Here is a 15,661-nt window from a genome sequence, read left to right on the forward strand (position 1 = left end):
CGCCTCACTCCGCCGCGTCCGGCTCCGGAGCGAGGCCCCGCAGAAACTCGCGGAACCGCGTTCCGAACGTTCCGACGCCGAGCCCCGCGGCGAAGGCCGCGAGCCCGGAGACGACCATCAACAGGAGGTTCGGATGTTCTGTGCCCGTATGCAGCGGTAACGCGAACATACGCCTACAACCGAACAGGCCTTTGATAAGGTGAGCGTTCGGGCGATATTTTCATGAAAACCCGACGAACCCGGACGAGCGTGAGATATATCGATCGATCGGTGGAAAAATTCGAGTATCGGACGGTATCGGTCCCCGGAACTGACGAACCCTCCGAAACCGACCCGACGGCGCCGGGGACGGCCTCGCCGTCGGGCTCGGTTCGTCCGATCCGCGCGCCGTCGCCCGAATCTCGCCGCGGACGTGAGAAAGTTAATAACGGCCCGTGCGCTAACGACGGACAACCGATGTCCAAACAGAAACCACAGCGAACCGAGGCCGAGGCCCGCGACAAGCGTCACACGCTTGGGACGTGGTGCCGGCAGCGCGACTTCGACCCGACCGAGATCGTCGACACCGAGGAGTTCCGGTTCGTCACCGCCGAGGGGGACTCGATTCTCGATTTCAGCAGCCAGTTGGTCTGTACCAGCCTCGGGTACGACGCACAGCGCGTCAAGGACGCCGTCAGCGAGTCGATCCAGGAGATCCCCTACACCCAACCGGGTAACTCGACGCGGTACCGCGGGGAACTGGCCGAGAAGCTCGCCGAGATCACGCCGGGGACGCTGAACCGGACGTTCTTCTCGACGAGTGGCACCGAAGCCAACGAGGCGGCCTTCAAGATCGCCCGCTCCTACACCGGCAAGGAGAAGATCATGTCGCGGTACCGCTCGTACCACGGCGCGACGGCCGCCTCGCTCAGCGCCTCCGGCGATCCCCGCCGCACCGCCGTCTCCTCGTCTGTCCAGCCGGACGTCCCCGGCATGGTGAAAGCCCCCGATCCCTACGCCTACGGCTCGTCGCTCGACCCCGACGAGAGCCTCGAGTACATCGACGAGCAACTGATGCTCGAGGGCGGCACGGTCGCGGCGGTCCTCGTCGAACCGCTCGTCGGCTCCAACGGCGTCCTCACGCCGCCGGACGACTACCTGCCCCGGCTGGCCGAGATCGTCCACGACCACGACGCGTTGCTCATCTGTGACGAGGTGATGACCGGCTTCGGCCGCACCGGCGAGTGGTTCGCCTCGGACCTCTACGACGTCGAACCCGACATCATCACGATGGCGAAGGGCCTGACCGGCTCGTATCAGCCCCTCGCCGGCACGATCGTCAAAGAGGAGATCGCCGAGCACTTCGACGACACGCTGTTGAACCACGGGCACACCTTCTCCGGGCACCCGGTCGCGTGCGCCGCCGGATCGGCGGCGATCGAGACGTACCGCGAGGAGGGCCTCGTCGAGAACGCCGGCGAGATCGGCGCGTACCTCAGATCGGAACTCGAGGGGCTGGTCGAGCGCCACCCGAGCGCCGGCGAGCGCCGCGGCATCGGCCTGCATCAGGGCATCGAACTCACCCGCGATCCGGACAAGCGCGTCCCCTTCGAGGAGCGGATCGACAAGGTCTCCGGCCGGACGACGGTCGTCGACGAGGTCGGCGCCAGGGCGTACGACAACGGCGTCTACTTCTACACGTCGATGAACACCGTCGTGATCACGCCGCCGCTCGGCGTCGGCGAGGCGGAGGTCGACGAGGCCGTTTCGGCGCTCGACGACGCGCTTGAGCACTCCGACGGCAAGATGCTCGGGTGAGGCCGATCGCGGCCGACGCGTCCCGGCGACCCACCCCGTTTTCGCGCGGCGAGCCCGTCTTTCGATCCGAACCTTCGCCGCTCCGTCGTACTCCCGTCGGTGGAATCCGGCCCCGTCGAGCGCGTGAGTAAAGCTTTAGTTCTGTCCGTAGGACCACACGCTCGTAGTATGACATCTACAGTTTGCCTCTCGTACGACTTCGACGCGGTATCGACGTGGCTGTGGTCCTACGACTCGTGGGACATGCCGACGCGACACTCCCGCGGCGTCTTCGGCGTCGAAAAGGGCGCACCGCGACTGCTCGATCTCCACGACAAGTACGACGTTCCGGCGACGTGGTTCGTTCCGGGCCACACGATCGACAGCTTCCCGGAGATCTGCGGCGAGGTCCACGACCGGGGCTACGACATCCAACACCACGGCTGGAGCCACACCGGGCCGGCGACCTACGAGTCCAAGGAGGACGAGAAGGCCGACGTCGATCGCGCCATCGAGTCGATGGTCGATCTGACCGGCGAGAAGCCGACCGGGTACCGCTCGCCGGCGTGGGACTACTCGGCGAACACGCTCGACATCCTCGACGAGGTCGGCATCGAGTGGGACTCCAGCAAGATGGCCTCGGACTTCGAGCCCCACTGGGTCTACGGCGGCTGGAGCGCCCCCGAGGACGGCGCGTACGACCGCGGCGAGCCCACCGACATCGTCGAGCTTCCGGTCTCCTGGCAGCGCGACGACTGGCCGGCGCTGACGTTCACGTGGTCCCGTCCCCACCGGATGGGCTACGTCAGCGAGGACTCGCTGTTCCAGCGCTACTACGACCAGTTCGACTGGATGCACGAACACGTCGACGACGGCGTGTTCATCATCACGATGCACCCGCAGGTCATCGGGCAGGGCCACCGGATCTCCCGGCTGGAGGAGCTCGTCCAGCACATGATGCAGAAGGACGACGTCGAGTTCAAGGAGATGGACACGGTCGCCCACGAGTTCCGACAGAACAACTGACCGACGACAGACGACCGACGGCTACAGCCGGTCGAGCAACTCCCGCTTTTTTTCGGCGAACTCCGCGTCGGTGAGCGCGCCGCGCTCGTTGAGGTCGGCGAGTCTCTCGATCGCCTCGAAGACATCCGTGCCCGCCCCCGTCTCCGTTTCCACCTCGGCGTTCGTCTCGGCTCGCGCCCCCGACGGCTTGGCCCCCTCGGTCCGCTCTCCGAGCCCCCGCAGGAACTCGACGGCGTCCTCGCCGTGGGCCTCCTCGGATCCGGACGTGTCGATGAGGTAGGCTCGATCGCCGGTCAGCAGCCGGAGCCGCGTGTTCGTACCGAGGGCGGCCTCGTGGGTCGCCTCCTCAAGATCCCCGACCGGAACCTCGATCACGTCCGGTTCCGCCGGCCGCTGGACGACGACGAGCACCCGCCGGTCGGTCACGACGGTGATGAGGTCCGTTCCCTTCGAGGGGATCTTTCGGGTCTGGCTCTCCTCGACGACCGTCCCGCCGCTCACGTCGAAGATGTCCAACAGCCGCCCGCGAAGGACGTGGTGGGGCCGCTCGTCGTCGCCTACGATCGCGTGTAGCCGCCGGGAGCCGACCGACTCCGACAACCGTTCTTCCGTCACGGACGCGCCCTCGGCGTCCGCGACGAACCGCTCGATCCGCTCGGCTTCATCCATGCGCGTGTCGACGCCGCGGGCTCACTTGAACGCGACGCCTCGCCGGGCACCGACCGCCGCTGTGGCGTCGCGTCCCGAAACCGAGTCTCGGGATACCGCGTCACAAGGTATAATACCGGCGTCACGCAACCACGAGATGACATGACGATCAAAATCAAGGCGATCAACCCGAACACGACCCTCGAGATGACCGAGAACATCGGCCGGGTCGCAAACGAGTACACGAGCGAGGCGACGACCGTCGACGCCGTCTCCCCGGAGAAGGGTCCGATAAGCATCGAGTCGTACTACGACGACTACCTCGCGATCCCGGGGCTGATGGAGGAGATCCGGGCCGACGCCGACGAGTACGACGCCTTCGTCAACGCCTGCTGGGGCGACCCCGGCATCGACGGCTGCCGGGAGATCACGGAGAAACCCGTCGTCGGGATCGCCGAGGGCTCGATGTACGTCGCCAACATGCTCGGGGCGAACTTCTCGGTCGCGACGATCCTCCCGCGCGCGAGGGACTTCATCGAAGAGCGGGTCCGAACCACCGGCTTAGAGGGCCAGTGCGCCTCGGTCCGGTGTACGGACCTGACGGTCGTCGAGACCGAAACGACCCGCGAGGCGGCCGCCGAGGCGCTTTTGAAGGCCAGCCGCACGGCGATCGAGGAGGACGGCGCCGAGGCGATCTGTCTGGGCTGTGCCGGGATGGGCGGTCTCGACGCCGAGTTGGAACCGGAGTTGCCGGTCCCCGTCATCGACAGCGTCGCCGCCGCCGCCGTCCTCGCCGAGGGCGTCGTCCGCCTCGGCAAGTCGACCAGCAAGGTTATGACCTACAAGCGACCGGAGTCGAAGGAGATCAAGGGCTACCCCGAGATCTACCAGGTCTCCGATCCGGCCGAACCGGCCGCGCGGACGGACGACTGATCGGCCGCGGCCGCCCGACGGCAGATTATTTGTACGCCCGCGTCGTGGTCCGCTCACATGCGCATCATCGGCATCGACATCGGGGGCACGTTCACCGATGTCTATCTCGTCGACAACGACGACGGGACACAGCACGTCCACAAGGTCAGCACCACGCCCGAAGACCCCGCGGCGGGCGCGCTCCGGGGTGTCGAGGAGGCCTGCGAGCGCTTCGGGACGGCCCCCTCGGATCTCGATTACGTCCTCCACGGGACGACCATCGCGACGAACGCCGTCCTCGAACACGACGGCGTCGAGACAGGGATGATAACGACGGCGAACTACCGCGACATCACGCACATCGGCCGACACCAGCGCCCGCAGAACTACTCGGTCCAACAGGACATCCCCTGGCAGGCGGCCCCGCTCGTCGAGCGCCGCCACCGGAAGACGGTGCCCGAGCGGGTCTCGCCGGACGGAACGGTCGAGACGCCGCTCGACGAGACGGCGGTCCGCGAGGCGGCGCGAGACCTGCGGGCGGCCGGCGTCGAGTCGGTCGCGGTCTGTTTTCTGTTCTCGTATCTCAACGACGACCACGAGAGGCGGGCAAAAGAGCTCGTCGCCGAGGAGCACCCCGAGGCGTTCGTCACCACCTCGAGCGAGGTGTACCCGCAGTTCCGGGAGTTCGAGCGGTTCACGACGACGGCGATGAACGGCTTCGTCGGCCCGCCGGTCGTCGAGTACATCGAGCGGTTCAAGCGCGGGCTCCGCGATCTCGGCGTCACCGCCGAACTCCACGTGATGCAGTCCAACGGCGGGATCGGCACCGAAGAGAGCATCAGGCGGACCCCCGTGAACCTGCTTTTTTCGGGGCCCGCCGCCGGGATACTCGGCGGGAAGTGGCGAAGCGAGGAGGCGACGCCGGGGGCCGACGGGACGAACACGATCACTCTCGATATGGGCGGGACGAGCGCCGACATCGGGATCGTCGCCGACGGCGAGATCGTCGAGGCGAACGTCAGAGAGACCGACATCGGCGGGTACCCGGTCATGATCCCGATGATCGACATCGAGACGATCGGTGCCGGCGGCGGTTCGATCGCCTACGTCGACTCCGGCGGGGCCTTCCGCGTCGGGCCGCGCTCCTCGGGCGCGGTTCCGGGCCCGGCGAGCTACGGGCGCGGCGGCGAGGAGCCGACGGTGACCGACGCACACGTCGCGTTGGGTCGGATCCGCGAGGAGTTCTTCCTCGGCGGCGAGATGGGGTTGGAACGCGACCGGGCCGGGGCGGCGATCGATCGCGAACTCGCCGACGAACTCGGAATGGACACCGTCGAGGCGAGCCTCGGCGTCCTCGATATCGTCAACAACAACATGGCCAACGCGATCCGATCGAAGACGATCCAGAAGGGCAGAGATCCCACGGAGTTCACCCTCGTCGCCTTCGGCGGCGCCGGGCCGATGCACGCCGCCGACGTCGCCCGGGAACTCGACATCCCGCGGACGATCGTCCCGATCAGCCCCGGTGTGCTCTCGGCTGTCGGCCTCTCGACGACGGACATCCAGTACGACTTCATCACCACCGAGTTCACGCTCGTCGAGGACGCCGACCCCGAGGCGCTTCGGCGCGCGTACGACGACATGCTCGATACGGCGCGCTCGCGGCTCCGGGCCGACGGCGTCCCCGACGGGCGGATCGGTCTCGAAACGACCGCCGACTGCCGGTACGAGGGCCAGGGCTACGAGCTCTCGATCGGCGTCGGCGAGGGCGGCCTCGACGACCTCGAGGCGGTCCGCGAGCGGTTCGATCGCGCCCACGACGCGGAGTTCGGCCACAACTTCCCGGAGAACCCCGTCGAGATCGTCAACCTCCGGGTCACCGCTTACGGCGAGTTGCCCTCCTCCGAGCGCGTCGGACTCCCCGACGCGAACTCGCCGGCCGCCGAGCACGCCCTCGACGAGCGCGACGTCCACTTCCGGATCGACGGCGACACCGAGGCGTACGAAACGCGCTTTTTCGACCGGACCGCGCTGCGGGCCGGCCACCGCATCGACGGCCCGGCCGTCGTCGGCGAGAAGGACTCGACGACCGTGGTCCCGCCGGACTTCGAGGCGACGGTGCTCGGGTACGGTGACATCGAACTGCGACAGAGGGGGAAAGCGCGATGAGCCGAGCGAGCCGAACGGTCCGCGAGCAGACCCGGTGGTACGAGTACCCCGACGACCCCGGATCGGAGATCGACCCGATCACCCGCCGGGTCGTCGGCGGCAGCCTCGTCAACATCTGCGACGAAATGGGGCACAAGCTGACCCGGACGAGCTACTCGAGCATCATCCGCGAGTCGGAGGACTTCGGCTGTGCGCTGCTCGACGAGCGGGCGCGACAGCTCTGTGAGACCGACAGCACCCCGCTGCAGATGGGGCCGATCCCGGCGTACGTCCGGGGGGTCATCGAGATCTTCGAGGAGCGCAACGAGACGTTCGAGGAGGGCGACGTGATCCTCCACAACGACCCCTACCACGGCGCGAGCCACGCCCCCGATTTCGCCGTTGTCGTCCCGGTCTTCCGGGCGGGCGAGCTCACCGGCTTTTCGGTGACCACCGCCCACCACCTCGAGGTCGGGGCCGACAAGCCGGGGACCTGCATCATCGACACCGTCGACGCCTACAGCGAGTCCGTCCGGCTCGAGGCGATCAAGATCATCGAGGCCGGCGAGCGCAACGAGACCGCCTGGCAGCTCATCGCGGATAACATCCGCGTTCCGGACATGGTCATGGGCGACATCAAAGCGCAGATCTCGGCCGCCCGCGTCGGCGCCGAGCGGCTGACGGGGCTGTTCGACGAGCACGGCCACGACACCGTCAAGACGGCCGGCGCGGCGATGATGGACTACTCCGAGCGCGTGTTGCGAAACGAGATCGAGGCGCTCCCCGACGGAACCTACTCCGCGGAGGGCCGGATCGACGGCTACCTCGACGCCGAGAGCGACGCCGAAAAGGACGTGTTCCTCGGGGTCGATCTGACGGTCTCAGGGTCCGACATCGAGGTCGACCTCTCGCGCTGTGACGACCAACTCGACAACCGCCCGATCAACATGCCCTTCGCCGGAACCGTCGTTCCGGCCGTCCTCCTCGTCGTCCGATCGACGCTTCTGGACACGGAGACGTTCGAGGCGGTGCCGCAGAACAACGGCATCACGCGCCCGGTCTCGGTCGAGGCCCCGAAGGGCTCGATCGCGAACCCCCGGTTCCCGGCCCCGACGATCGCGCGCTTTTGCCCCGGCAACCGCCTGGCCGACCTGACGATGAAAGCGCTCGCGGAGGTCGTACCCGAGAAGACGTGTGCGGGCATCGGGAACCTGAAGATCGCCACGAACAGCGGCATGACCGACGACGACGAGTACTGGGTGTACATGGACATCATCTCCGGCAGCTACGGCGCGCGCCCGACGAAGGACGGACTCGACGCCGTCGACACCCTCTATGCGAACACGCGGAACAACCCGATCGAGGACATCGAGAGCCACTACCCGATGCGCGTCACGCGGTACGAACTCCGCGAGGACGAGGAGGGCGCGGGCGAGTTCCGGGGCGGGTACGGGCCGATCCGGGAGTTCCAGTACCGCAGCGACGGCCGCGTCTCGATCGAGGGCGACGGCAGCAAGTACCCGCCGTGGGGCTTCGCCGGCGGCGAGGACGGCTCGCCCGGCGCGGTCGTCGTCGAGGGCGAGATCGACGAGTCCACGCCGCGCTCGAAGATGTCGAACGAGGCCATCGACGAGGGCCAACACATCCGGATGGTCGGCCCCTGCGGCGGCGGGTGGGGCGATCCGACCGACCGGGACCCCCAGCAGGTCCGCGAGGACGTCCTCGACGGGTTGGTGAGCGACGCGCGCGCCGAAGCGGTCTACGGCGTCGTCCTCACCGACGACCGCGAGATCGACGGGGCGGCGACGGCGGCGCTTCGCGAGGACGGCTGAGGCCTCCGATCACTCCTACTCCTGTGCGAGTTCGAACGCCGCGGAGGCGAGCGTGTTCGCCGACTTGTAACAGTCCTCCCAGGAGGTGTACTCGTCCTCGTTGTGGCTCTTGCCGTTCTCGCTGACGGCGAACACCATCGCGGTGTCACAGACCGAGTCGGCGTGGGTCGCGTCGTGGCCCGCGCCGCTGAAAACGCGCATCGCGTCGTACCCGAGCGACTCGGTCGCGTCCTCGACGGCGTCGACACAGCGGTCGGCGAAGTACACCGGATCGGCGTCCATCCGGTCTTCGTGTTCCCACTCGACGCCCTCTCGTTCGGCCGCCGCCGCGGCCTCCGCGAGGACGTGGTCGTAGGCCTTCTCGAGGACCTCGCTGGTCGGGTCCCTGACCCCCCAGGTGAACGTCACCTCCTCCGGGATGATGTTGATCGAGTTCGGCTGTACGTCGACGTAGCCGACGGTCCCGACGGTCCGATCGCCGAGCGTCCCCGGGAGCCGCCGGATCTGCGTGATGACGTCGGCGGCGGGCACGAGCGCGTCGCTCCGGTGGTGCATCGGCGTCGGCCCCGAGTGGTCCGCCTCGCCGCGGTAGGTGATCGCGCCCCACTTGAAGCCGACGATGCCGGTCACGATCCCGACGCTCTTGTCGTTTTCCTCGAGGTACGGCCCCTGCTCGACGTGGAGCTCTAAGTACGAGTCGTACTCGGCGGCGGGTTCGGCCGGCTGTTGTCCCTTGTACCCGATCCGTTCGAGTTCGGACTCGAGGGTGTTGCCGTCCGTGTCGGTCTTGGCGTACTCCTCGTCGATGTCGTGGGCGCCGGCCCAGACGCCGCTTCCCTGCATCGCGGGCTGGAACCGCGAGCCCTCCTCGTTGGTCCAGTTGACGATCTCGATCGGGCGGGTGGTCGTGATGTCGCGGTCGTTGAGCTCCCTGACGAACTCGAGGGCGGAGATCACGCCCAACGCGCCGTCGTAGATACCGCCGTACGGCTGGGAGTCGAGGTGCGAGCCGACCATCACCGGCTCCCCCGACTCCTCGCCGTCCCGGCGGCCGAACATGTTCCCGAACTCGTCGATGCGGACGTCGAGACCGGCCTCTTCCATCCGCTCGAGGAACCAGTCTCTGATCCGCTTGTCGTCGTCGCTGAGCGCGAGTCGGTGCAGGCCCCCGCCGTCGGTGCCGCCGATCTCGGCTTGCTCTTTCATCGTCGAGACGAACCGTTCCTCGTTCAGTTCCAGCGCCATGGCCCCGATTTCATCTCACTCGGTAATTAATATTCGTATGTCCCACCCGACGGACCCGAGGCCCCGACGGCGCGCTCGCCCGCGTTCGCTTTTTATTCACCCCCCTCGCGGAACCGCTCGAACGCGGCGCCGATAGCGAGCGTCTCGGCGTCCTCGTAGTGTCCACACGCGAACTGGATCCCGACGGGAAGCCCGTCGATCCGGCCCGCGGGGACGGTGACCGCCGGGACGCCGGCGATGTCCGCGGGGCGGGTGTTGACCGCCAGCGGCGGGGGCGCGTCCCCGCCGGCCGACGAGTACGAGTGCGGCGACCACTCGCCCAACTCCGGGGCGGTCACCGGCATCGTCGGGGTCACCACGGCGTCGTGACCCTCCAGGGCGGACGCGAACTGCTCGGTGAACGCGCGGCGGACGTTTCTGGCGGCGACGTAGTGGCGCGCGTCGGCCCCCTCGATGAGGTGGCTCCCCTCGATCGCCTTGCGCCGAACGACGGGGCCGAACGACCGCGCCGGGTCCCCGATCCCCGCAGCCGCGGCGCGGTGCCACTCGGGATCGATCGGCCCGCGGCTCGCCAGCGGCGCGCCCGAGAGCCGAAGCGACGTCGCGAACTCGACGTTCGTGATCGCGTTCCAGACGTCGACGGCCTCGGAGAACAGCGGAACGGAGACGGACGCGACGCTCGCCCCGGCTCGCTCCATCGCGTCGATCCGCTCGCGGACGTGCGAGCCGACCGCGTCGCTGACGTGCGGGCCGAAAAACTCCGCGGGAACGGCGAGCGAGAGATCCTCGATCGACGGCGGGTCCTCGACGGCCCCGGCCGCCGACCGATCGATCCGCCCCGCGGCGGCCGTCGCCCCGTCGCGCTGGTCGAACCCGACGAGCGCATCGAACACGGACGCGGCGGTCGAAACGTCCGCGGCGAACTGTCCGACGTGATCGAGCGAGTACGCCAACTCGACGACGCCGAACCGCGAAACGACGCCCCACGTCGGCTTGAAGCCGACCAGCCCGCAAAACGACGCCGGGATGCGGACGCTCCCGCCGGTGTCGGTCCCGAGCGCCGCGTCCGCGTCGCCCGCGGCGACCGCGGCGGCGCTTCCCGAGGAGGAGCCGCCGGCGACGCGGTCGGTGTCGACCGGGTTCGGCGTCGGCCCGAACGCGCTCGTCTCGCTCGTCGGTCCGTACGCGAGCTCGTCCATGTTCGTCTTGCCGATCAACCGCGCGCCAGCGTCGAGGAGCCGCTCGACGACGGCCGCGTCACACCCCGGAACCGCGTCCTCAAACACCGCCGAACCGCATGTCATCGGGACCCCGGCGACGGCGATGTTGTCCTTGAGCGCGACGTCGAGCCCCGAGAGCGCCCCGGCACCGCCCGATCGCTCGAAGCGAGCGAGAAACGCGTTGTGCTCGCCGGGCTCCGAGCGGGTCGTCTCGACGTCGAACGCCGCCCGGTCCGATCCGGGGGCGTATTCGGCGGCGTTTGCCGCCAGCCTGTCGTACCCCTTGAGCCCGCTCGATACCTCCTCGGCGATCCGCTCGGCCTCGGTCTCTGAGAGGTCGATCCCCAGCCGCGAGCCGTGCGCTATCACGTCGGTTCGGCGGATCGCGCGTCCGCGTTCGTGTTCGCGTTCGTGTGTATCGGTCATCGGTCGGGTTCGTCGTTCGTCTTCGGTCTTCGGCCTTTGCTCTCCGATCGCGTCCGTCCCTCGACGGGGGCGTTCGGCGGGTCAGTACGACCGCGGGAGGTCGAGCGCGTTCTCGCCGATGTAGTTCAGCGCCAGTTCCTGTGCGATCGGGACGAGCCTGGTCAGGCGGGCCTCCCGGAGGTACCGCTCGACGTCGTACTCGCGGGCGACGCCGAACCCGCCGTGGGCCTGGACGGCGATGTCGGCCGCCTCGTGGCAGGCCTCCGCGGCGAGGAACTTTGCGAGGTTCGCCTGGACGCCGCCGTCGGTCCGCTCGCTCGTCTCCAGGCGTCCGGCCGCGTTGTACACGACCTCCTTTGCCGCCTGGACCCGCGCGTACGCCTTCGCGAGCGGGTGTTGGATCGCCTGGTTCGTGCCGATCTTCCGACCGAAGACCTCCCGTTGGTCCGCGTACTCCGTGCCGCGTTCCAAGGCGAGCTCCCCAAGCCCGATGCACTCGGCTGCGATGACGAGCCGTTCCTCGTTGAGGCCGTCCAAGAGCTGATAGAAGCCGTTGTCACGCTCGCCGACGAGGGCCGACTCGGGCACGCGGAGGTCCTCGAACCACAGCTCGAAGGCGTGGACCGCGTTGCTCGCCGTCTTCTCGATCGGCTCCATCTGGAGGGTGCCCCGATCGAACGCCTCCTCGACGTCGACGAGAAACATCGAGAGCCCCTGAGTCCGTTTCTCGACGTCCGCCTTCGGCGTCGTCCGCGCGATGACCAACGCGTAGTCGGTCTGATCGACCCGCGAGGTCCAGATCTTCTGTCCGTTGATGACGTACCCGTCGCCGTCCCGCTCGGCCCGCGTCTCGATCGACAGCGAGTCCGACCCGGCGTTCGGCTCGGTGAGCGCCAGCGACTGCACGGCGGCCTCGCCGGTCGCCACCTCGGGCAGCAACTCGGCTTTCAGCTCCTCGCTTCCGTACTTGACAAGCGGGACGCTGTTGTAGATCGTCCCGTGTATCGCCTGGGTCCCCGAAAAGCCGCCGCCGCCGGCCGCGACCTCCTCCATCATGACGACGACCTCCTCGGTCGTCATCCCGACGCCGCCGTACTCCTCGGGGATCAGTATCCCCAGCCACCCGCCGGCGGCGAGTTCGTCCACGAACGCCGCGGGGTACTCGCCCTCCCTGTCGCAGGTCCGCCAGTACTCGTCGTCGAAGTCGGTACAGACGTCCCGGACCGCGTTCTGCACGAGCTGTTGGGTCTCGGAGAGTTCGACGGACCCGCGCAATCGAGATGCCATACCGATCGGTCGGTCCCGAACAATATAAAATCGCCCGCCGGGCCGCCGCGGGTCGCGGCCCTTCGGGGTCGAAACCGGAGACCGCGCGGTCGGCGGTTCAGACCTGCTCAGACAGGCTCGCCAACTCGACGCCGGCCTCCTCGAGGCGGCGGTGCGTCGCCTCGAGAACCTCGACCGCGTTCGGGTTGTCGCCGTGGATACAGATGCTGTCGGCCGGAACGTCGATCATCGTCCCGTCGACCGCCTCGAGTTCGCCCCGCGTTGCGATGCTGACGACGCGTTCGGCGACCTCCTCGGGCTCCTTGGCCGAAACCGACTTCTCGACGATGAGCGTCCGGTCCGGTCGGTAATCGATGTCGACGTACCCCTCGAAGACGGCGTCGAGGTCGTCGTACTCCGCGGCGACCTCGTAGATGTTCATGTCGGTCGCGAGGTAGACGAGTTCGGGATCGACCTCGAGGATCGCCTCCATGACGGCGCGGGCGTGCTCCTCGCTCGCGGAGAGCATCGAGTACATCGCGCCGTGGGGCTTGACGTGTTGAACGTCGACGCCGGCGTGCTCTGCGAACCCCATCAGCGCGCCGAGTTGGTACACGACGTAGTCGCGCACCTCCTCCGGGGTCGCGTCCATCTCCCGGCGGCCGAAGCCCATCATGTCGGGGAGCCCGGGGTGGACGCCGACGCCGACGCCGTGTTCGGCGGCCAGCGAGACGGTCTCCCGGAGGACGTGGGGATCGCCGCCGTGGAACCCGGCGGCGACGTTCGCGGAACTGATGTAGGGCATGACCTCCTCGTCGCGCCCCATCGTGTAGTTCCCGAAGCTCTCGCCCATGTCGCAGTTGATATCGATCGTCGACATACGGGAGGGGTCGGCGCGTCCCGACTTGTATCTTCCGCGTGTCCGGGCTGGGGGGCTTCGATACGCCGCCGCGACCGCCGGTCGGACCGCTATGCGGTCTCGATCTCGATTACCTCGTCGCCCGCCTCGACGGCCTCCTCGTTCTCGAAGTTGATCGCGGCGATCGTCCCGTCGGTCGGCGCGTTGATGTCGTGGAAGTTCTTCATGACGCCGACCAGGCCGACCTTCTCGCCCTCTGTGACCTCGTCGCCGACCTCGACGAACGGCGGCTCCTCGGGGTCGGGCCGTCTGTAGAACACTCCTGGCATCGGGGCAGTCACGGATTCGGTTGCCATACGCGGCTTCCCGTTCCGCTGTCATATATCGTTACCGGGAACTCACGGATCGAGGGACTCGACGATTGCCTCGAGGCGCTCGTTTCGGGCCGTTCTCGCCTCGACGGCCTCCTCTAACGTGACGGCCTCGAACGACACCGTCTCGTGGGTGCGCCGCTGTGCGAGGACGTCTCGATCGGTGCTGATGACGGTCCCGACCGTCGCGTACCCGCCGCCGGTGACCGCATCGCGCATGACGACGATCGGCTGTTGCGGAAGCTGGATCGAGCCGATCGGGTAGCCGACGTCGACGACGTTCGAAGGGTCCGTTCCGGCGCCGAACGGCTGTTCGCGCTCGACGAAGTCCAACTCCGGCCCCTCGAGGCGGTACCCGACGCGGTCGGCCTCGGGGGTCACCGTCCACTCGGCGTCGGTGAGCTCCGCTCGGCTCTCGTCTGTCAGGCGGTAATCGAACAGGCCGACGATGACGCGCACCCCCTCCTCGGGGGCGACCCCGGCGACGCGTTCCTCGGCGACGCTGTTTCCGAGGACCGCCTCGGCGTCCGCCCCGCCGTCGCCGACCGGGAGTTCGTCGCCCTCCTGGAGCGTCCGGCCCTCGAGCCCGCCGATCCCGACGAGGGTGTACGTCGATCTGCTCCCCATCACCTCCGGCACGTCGATCCCGCCGGCGACGGCGAGGTAGGTCCGTGCGCCCTCCGTGGCGAACTCCGCGTCGAGCGTCTGGCCGGCCTCGACGCGGACCGCGCTGTACATCGGCACGGGCTCGCCGTCGAGTTCGACGGGCATCTCCGCGCCGGTCAGAGCGATCACCGCGTCCTCGGTGAACTCGATCGTCGAGCCCTGATAGGTCATCTCGAGCGCCGCCGCGTCCTCGTCGTTGCCGACGAGCGCGTTCGCGACCCTATGTGAGAACTGGTCCATCGCGCCCGACGGCGGCATACCGATGTGGTACTGCCCGAACCGGCCGAGGTCCTGGACGGTCGTCGACGTCCCGCCCTCGAGTATCCGCATCATTCGTACAACACCTCCGAGAGGCGCTCGTTGTACTCGTACGGCGACTCGAAGAACTCGTCGGGCTCGAACTCGGCCGTCGCCGTGTCGTACTCGTAGGTGCCGGCCTCGACCCGTTCGCGGACCGCGTCGTACTCCTCGCGGTCGACCGGGCGGTAGTTGAGGATGTCACCGGGGTTGGGGAAGACCATCGACTCCTCGAAGCCAGGGAGCTCCTGATCGACGTCGAGGACCTCGATCGGCGTTCGGCCGTACATCTGGTAGCCGCCGGCCCCCTGTACCGGGTAGATGACAGAGAAGGCGCCGCCGAAGCCGATCGTCCGGCTTGGGGTGTCGGTCCGGGGCTGTTTGTACTTCGGGACCTCCATTTGGTCCTCCTGTGGCACCATCTGGAAGCACCACGGCAGGCCCGGAACGAACCCGACCATCGTCACCATGTGCGGCGCCGAGACGAACGCGTCGATGAACGCCTCAACGGAGTCGAACCCGTTGAGCTCCGCGGAGTACTCCAGATCCGTCGAGTCCGGCGTCTGGTGGCGGTCCCGGAACTCCATGAGCGTCTCGTGGGTCCAGGGGTCCCTGAACAGCACCGGCACGTCGATGATCCGCGTCTCCCAGGAGTACTCCTCGATGTCGGTCTCGGCGGCGATCTCGCGGAGCTCTCCGAGCACGGACTCGGGGCGGATGACGTCCGGATCGAACTGCACCATGTACGACGCGTTCGCCGGCGCGATCTCGTTGATCCCCTCGATGTCCCGTTCGCGGATCTGCTGTGTGATCGCCATCGCCCTGAAGTTCGCGTCGAAGCTCATCGACTCGTCCAACTCCACGAAGACGTGGTCGTCCCCGCCGTGCTCGTAGCGCGCGTCGGGGAGCTCCGTCCGTTCTATTCGAGCGTCTGACATTAGTATGCCAGCGGTGACCACGAGAGGTATT

14 protein-coding genes are annotated in these 15,661 nt (G+C 68.0%); 5 read left to right on the forward strand and 9 right to left on the reverse strand.

The features are described 5' to 3' along the window. Positions 1-4: 4 nt before the first annotated feature. On the reverse strand, positions 5-169 hold the full coding sequence (locus Q0916_RS00520) for a hypothetical protein (RefSeq protein WP_299232856.1): 165 nt from the start codon (positions 167-169) through the stop codon (positions 5-7). A gap of 287 nt (positions 170-456) precedes the next feature. Here Q0916_RS00520 and Q0916_RS00525 point away from each other — a divergent pair, with 287 nt between their 5' ends. Both Q0916_RS00525 and Q0916_RS00530 read left to right on the forward strand, forming a co-directional pair. Then, positions 457-1,797, forward strand: coding sequence for an aspartate aminotransferase family protein (locus Q0916_RS00525; RefSeq protein WP_299232857.1), 1,341 nt, complete (start codon positions 457-459; stop codon positions 1,795-1,797). 168 nt (positions 1,798-1,965) lie between these two features. Then, a complete protein-coding gene (locus tag Q0916_RS00530) occupies positions 1,966-2,802 on the forward strand; it encodes a polysaccharide deacetylase family protein (protein WP_299232860.1) in 837 nt (278 codons plus the stop codon). A gap of 21 nt (positions 2,803-2,823) precedes the next feature. Here Q0916_RS00530 and Q0916_RS00535 read toward each other — a convergent pair whose 3' ends face one another. Beyond that, a complete protein-coding gene (locus Q0916_RS00535) occupies positions 2,824-3,471 on the reverse strand; it encodes an SHOCT domain-containing protein (RefSeq protein ID WP_299232863.1) in 648 nt (215 codons plus the stop codon). Positions 3,472-3,612: 141 nt separating this feature from the next. Here Q0916_RS00535 and Q0916_RS00540 point away from each other — a divergent pair, with 141 nt between their 5' ends. Genes Q0916_RS00540 through Q0916_RS00550 form a run of 3 tightly spaced genes read left to right on the forward strand, consistent with a single transcriptional unit; the run spans position 3,613 to position 8,342 of the window. Continuing rightward, on the forward strand, positions 3,613-4,383 hold the full coding sequence (locus Q0916_RS00540; protein ID WP_299232866.1) for an aspartate/glutamate racemase family protein: 771 nt from the start codon (positions 3,613-3,615) through the stop codon (positions 4,381-4,383). Positions 4,384-4,440: 57 nt separating this feature from the next. Then, positions 4,441-6,531: a hydantoinase/oxoprolinase family protein gene (locus tag Q0916_RS00545; RefSeq protein WP_299232869.1), complete on the forward strand. Its 2,091-nt coding sequence runs from the start codon at positions 4,441-4,443 to the stop codon at positions 6,529-6,531. Beyond that, entirely contained in the window at positions 6,528-8,342 is a 1,815-nt protein-coding gene (locus Q0916_RS00550; RefSeq protein WP_299232872.1) for a hydantoinase B/oxoprolinase family protein, read from the forward strand. Before Q0916_RS00545 ends, Q0916_RS00550 begins: the two co-directional genes overlap by 4 nt. A gap of 15 nt (positions 8,343-8,357) precedes the next feature. On the opposite strand, the gene Q0916_RS00555 is transcribed toward Q0916_RS00550, so the two are convergent. From Q0916_RS00555 to Q0916_RS00585, 7 genes are all read right to left on the reverse strand, one after another. Beyond that, the gene (locus Q0916_RS00555; RefSeq protein WP_299232875.1) at positions 8,358-9,587 is read right to left on the reverse strand and encodes a Zn-dependent hydrolase; all 1,230 of its coding nucleotides are present in this window, start codon (positions 9,585-9,587) and stop codon (positions 8,358-8,360) included. Between the two features lie 92 nt (positions 9,588-9,679). Continuing rightward, positions 9,680-11,233: an amidase gene (locus tag Q0916_RS00560; RefSeq protein WP_299232878.1), complete on the reverse strand. Its 1,554-nt coding sequence runs from the start codon at positions 11,231-11,233 to the stop codon at positions 9,680-9,682. Between the two features lie 81 nt (positions 11,234-11,314). Then, complete coding sequence (locus Q0916_RS00565) at positions 11,315-12,520, reverse strand: acyl-CoA dehydrogenase family protein (protein ID WP_299232881.1); 1,206 nt, start codon at positions 12,518-12,520, stop codon at positions 11,315-11,317. 97 nt (positions 12,521-12,617) lie between these two features. Beyond that, the gene (locus Q0916_RS00570; RefSeq protein ID WP_299232884.1) at positions 12,618-13,379 is read right to left on the reverse strand and encodes a LamB/YcsF family protein; all 762 of its coding nucleotides are present in this window, start codon (positions 13,377-13,379) and stop codon (positions 12,618-12,620) included. A gap of 89 nt (positions 13,380-13,468) precedes the next feature. After that, on the reverse strand, positions 13,469-13,714 hold the full coding sequence (locus Q0916_RS00575; RefSeq protein WP_299232887.1) for an acetyl-CoA carboxylase: 246 nt from the start codon (positions 13,712-13,714) through the stop codon (positions 13,469-13,471). A gap of 42 nt (positions 13,715-13,756) precedes the next feature. Further along, a complete protein-coding gene (locus tag Q0916_RS00580; protein WP_299232889.1) occupies positions 13,757-14,728 on the reverse strand; it encodes a biotin-dependent carboxyltransferase family protein in 972 nt (323 codons plus the stop codon). Then, positions 14,725-15,630: a 5-oxoprolinase subunit B family protein gene (locus Q0916_RS00585; protein ID WP_299232891.1), complete on the reverse strand. Its 906-nt coding sequence runs from the start codon at positions 15,628-15,630 to the stop codon at positions 14,725-14,727. The genes Q0916_RS00580 and Q0916_RS00585 overlap by 4 nt, the downstream gene beginning before the upstream one ends. Positions 15,631-15,661: the final 31 nt, after the last annotated feature.

This window comes from Natronomonas sp., from assembly GCF_028274965.1.
Lineage (GTDB): Archaea > Halobacteriota > Halobacteria > Halobacteriales > Haloarculaceae > Natronomonas.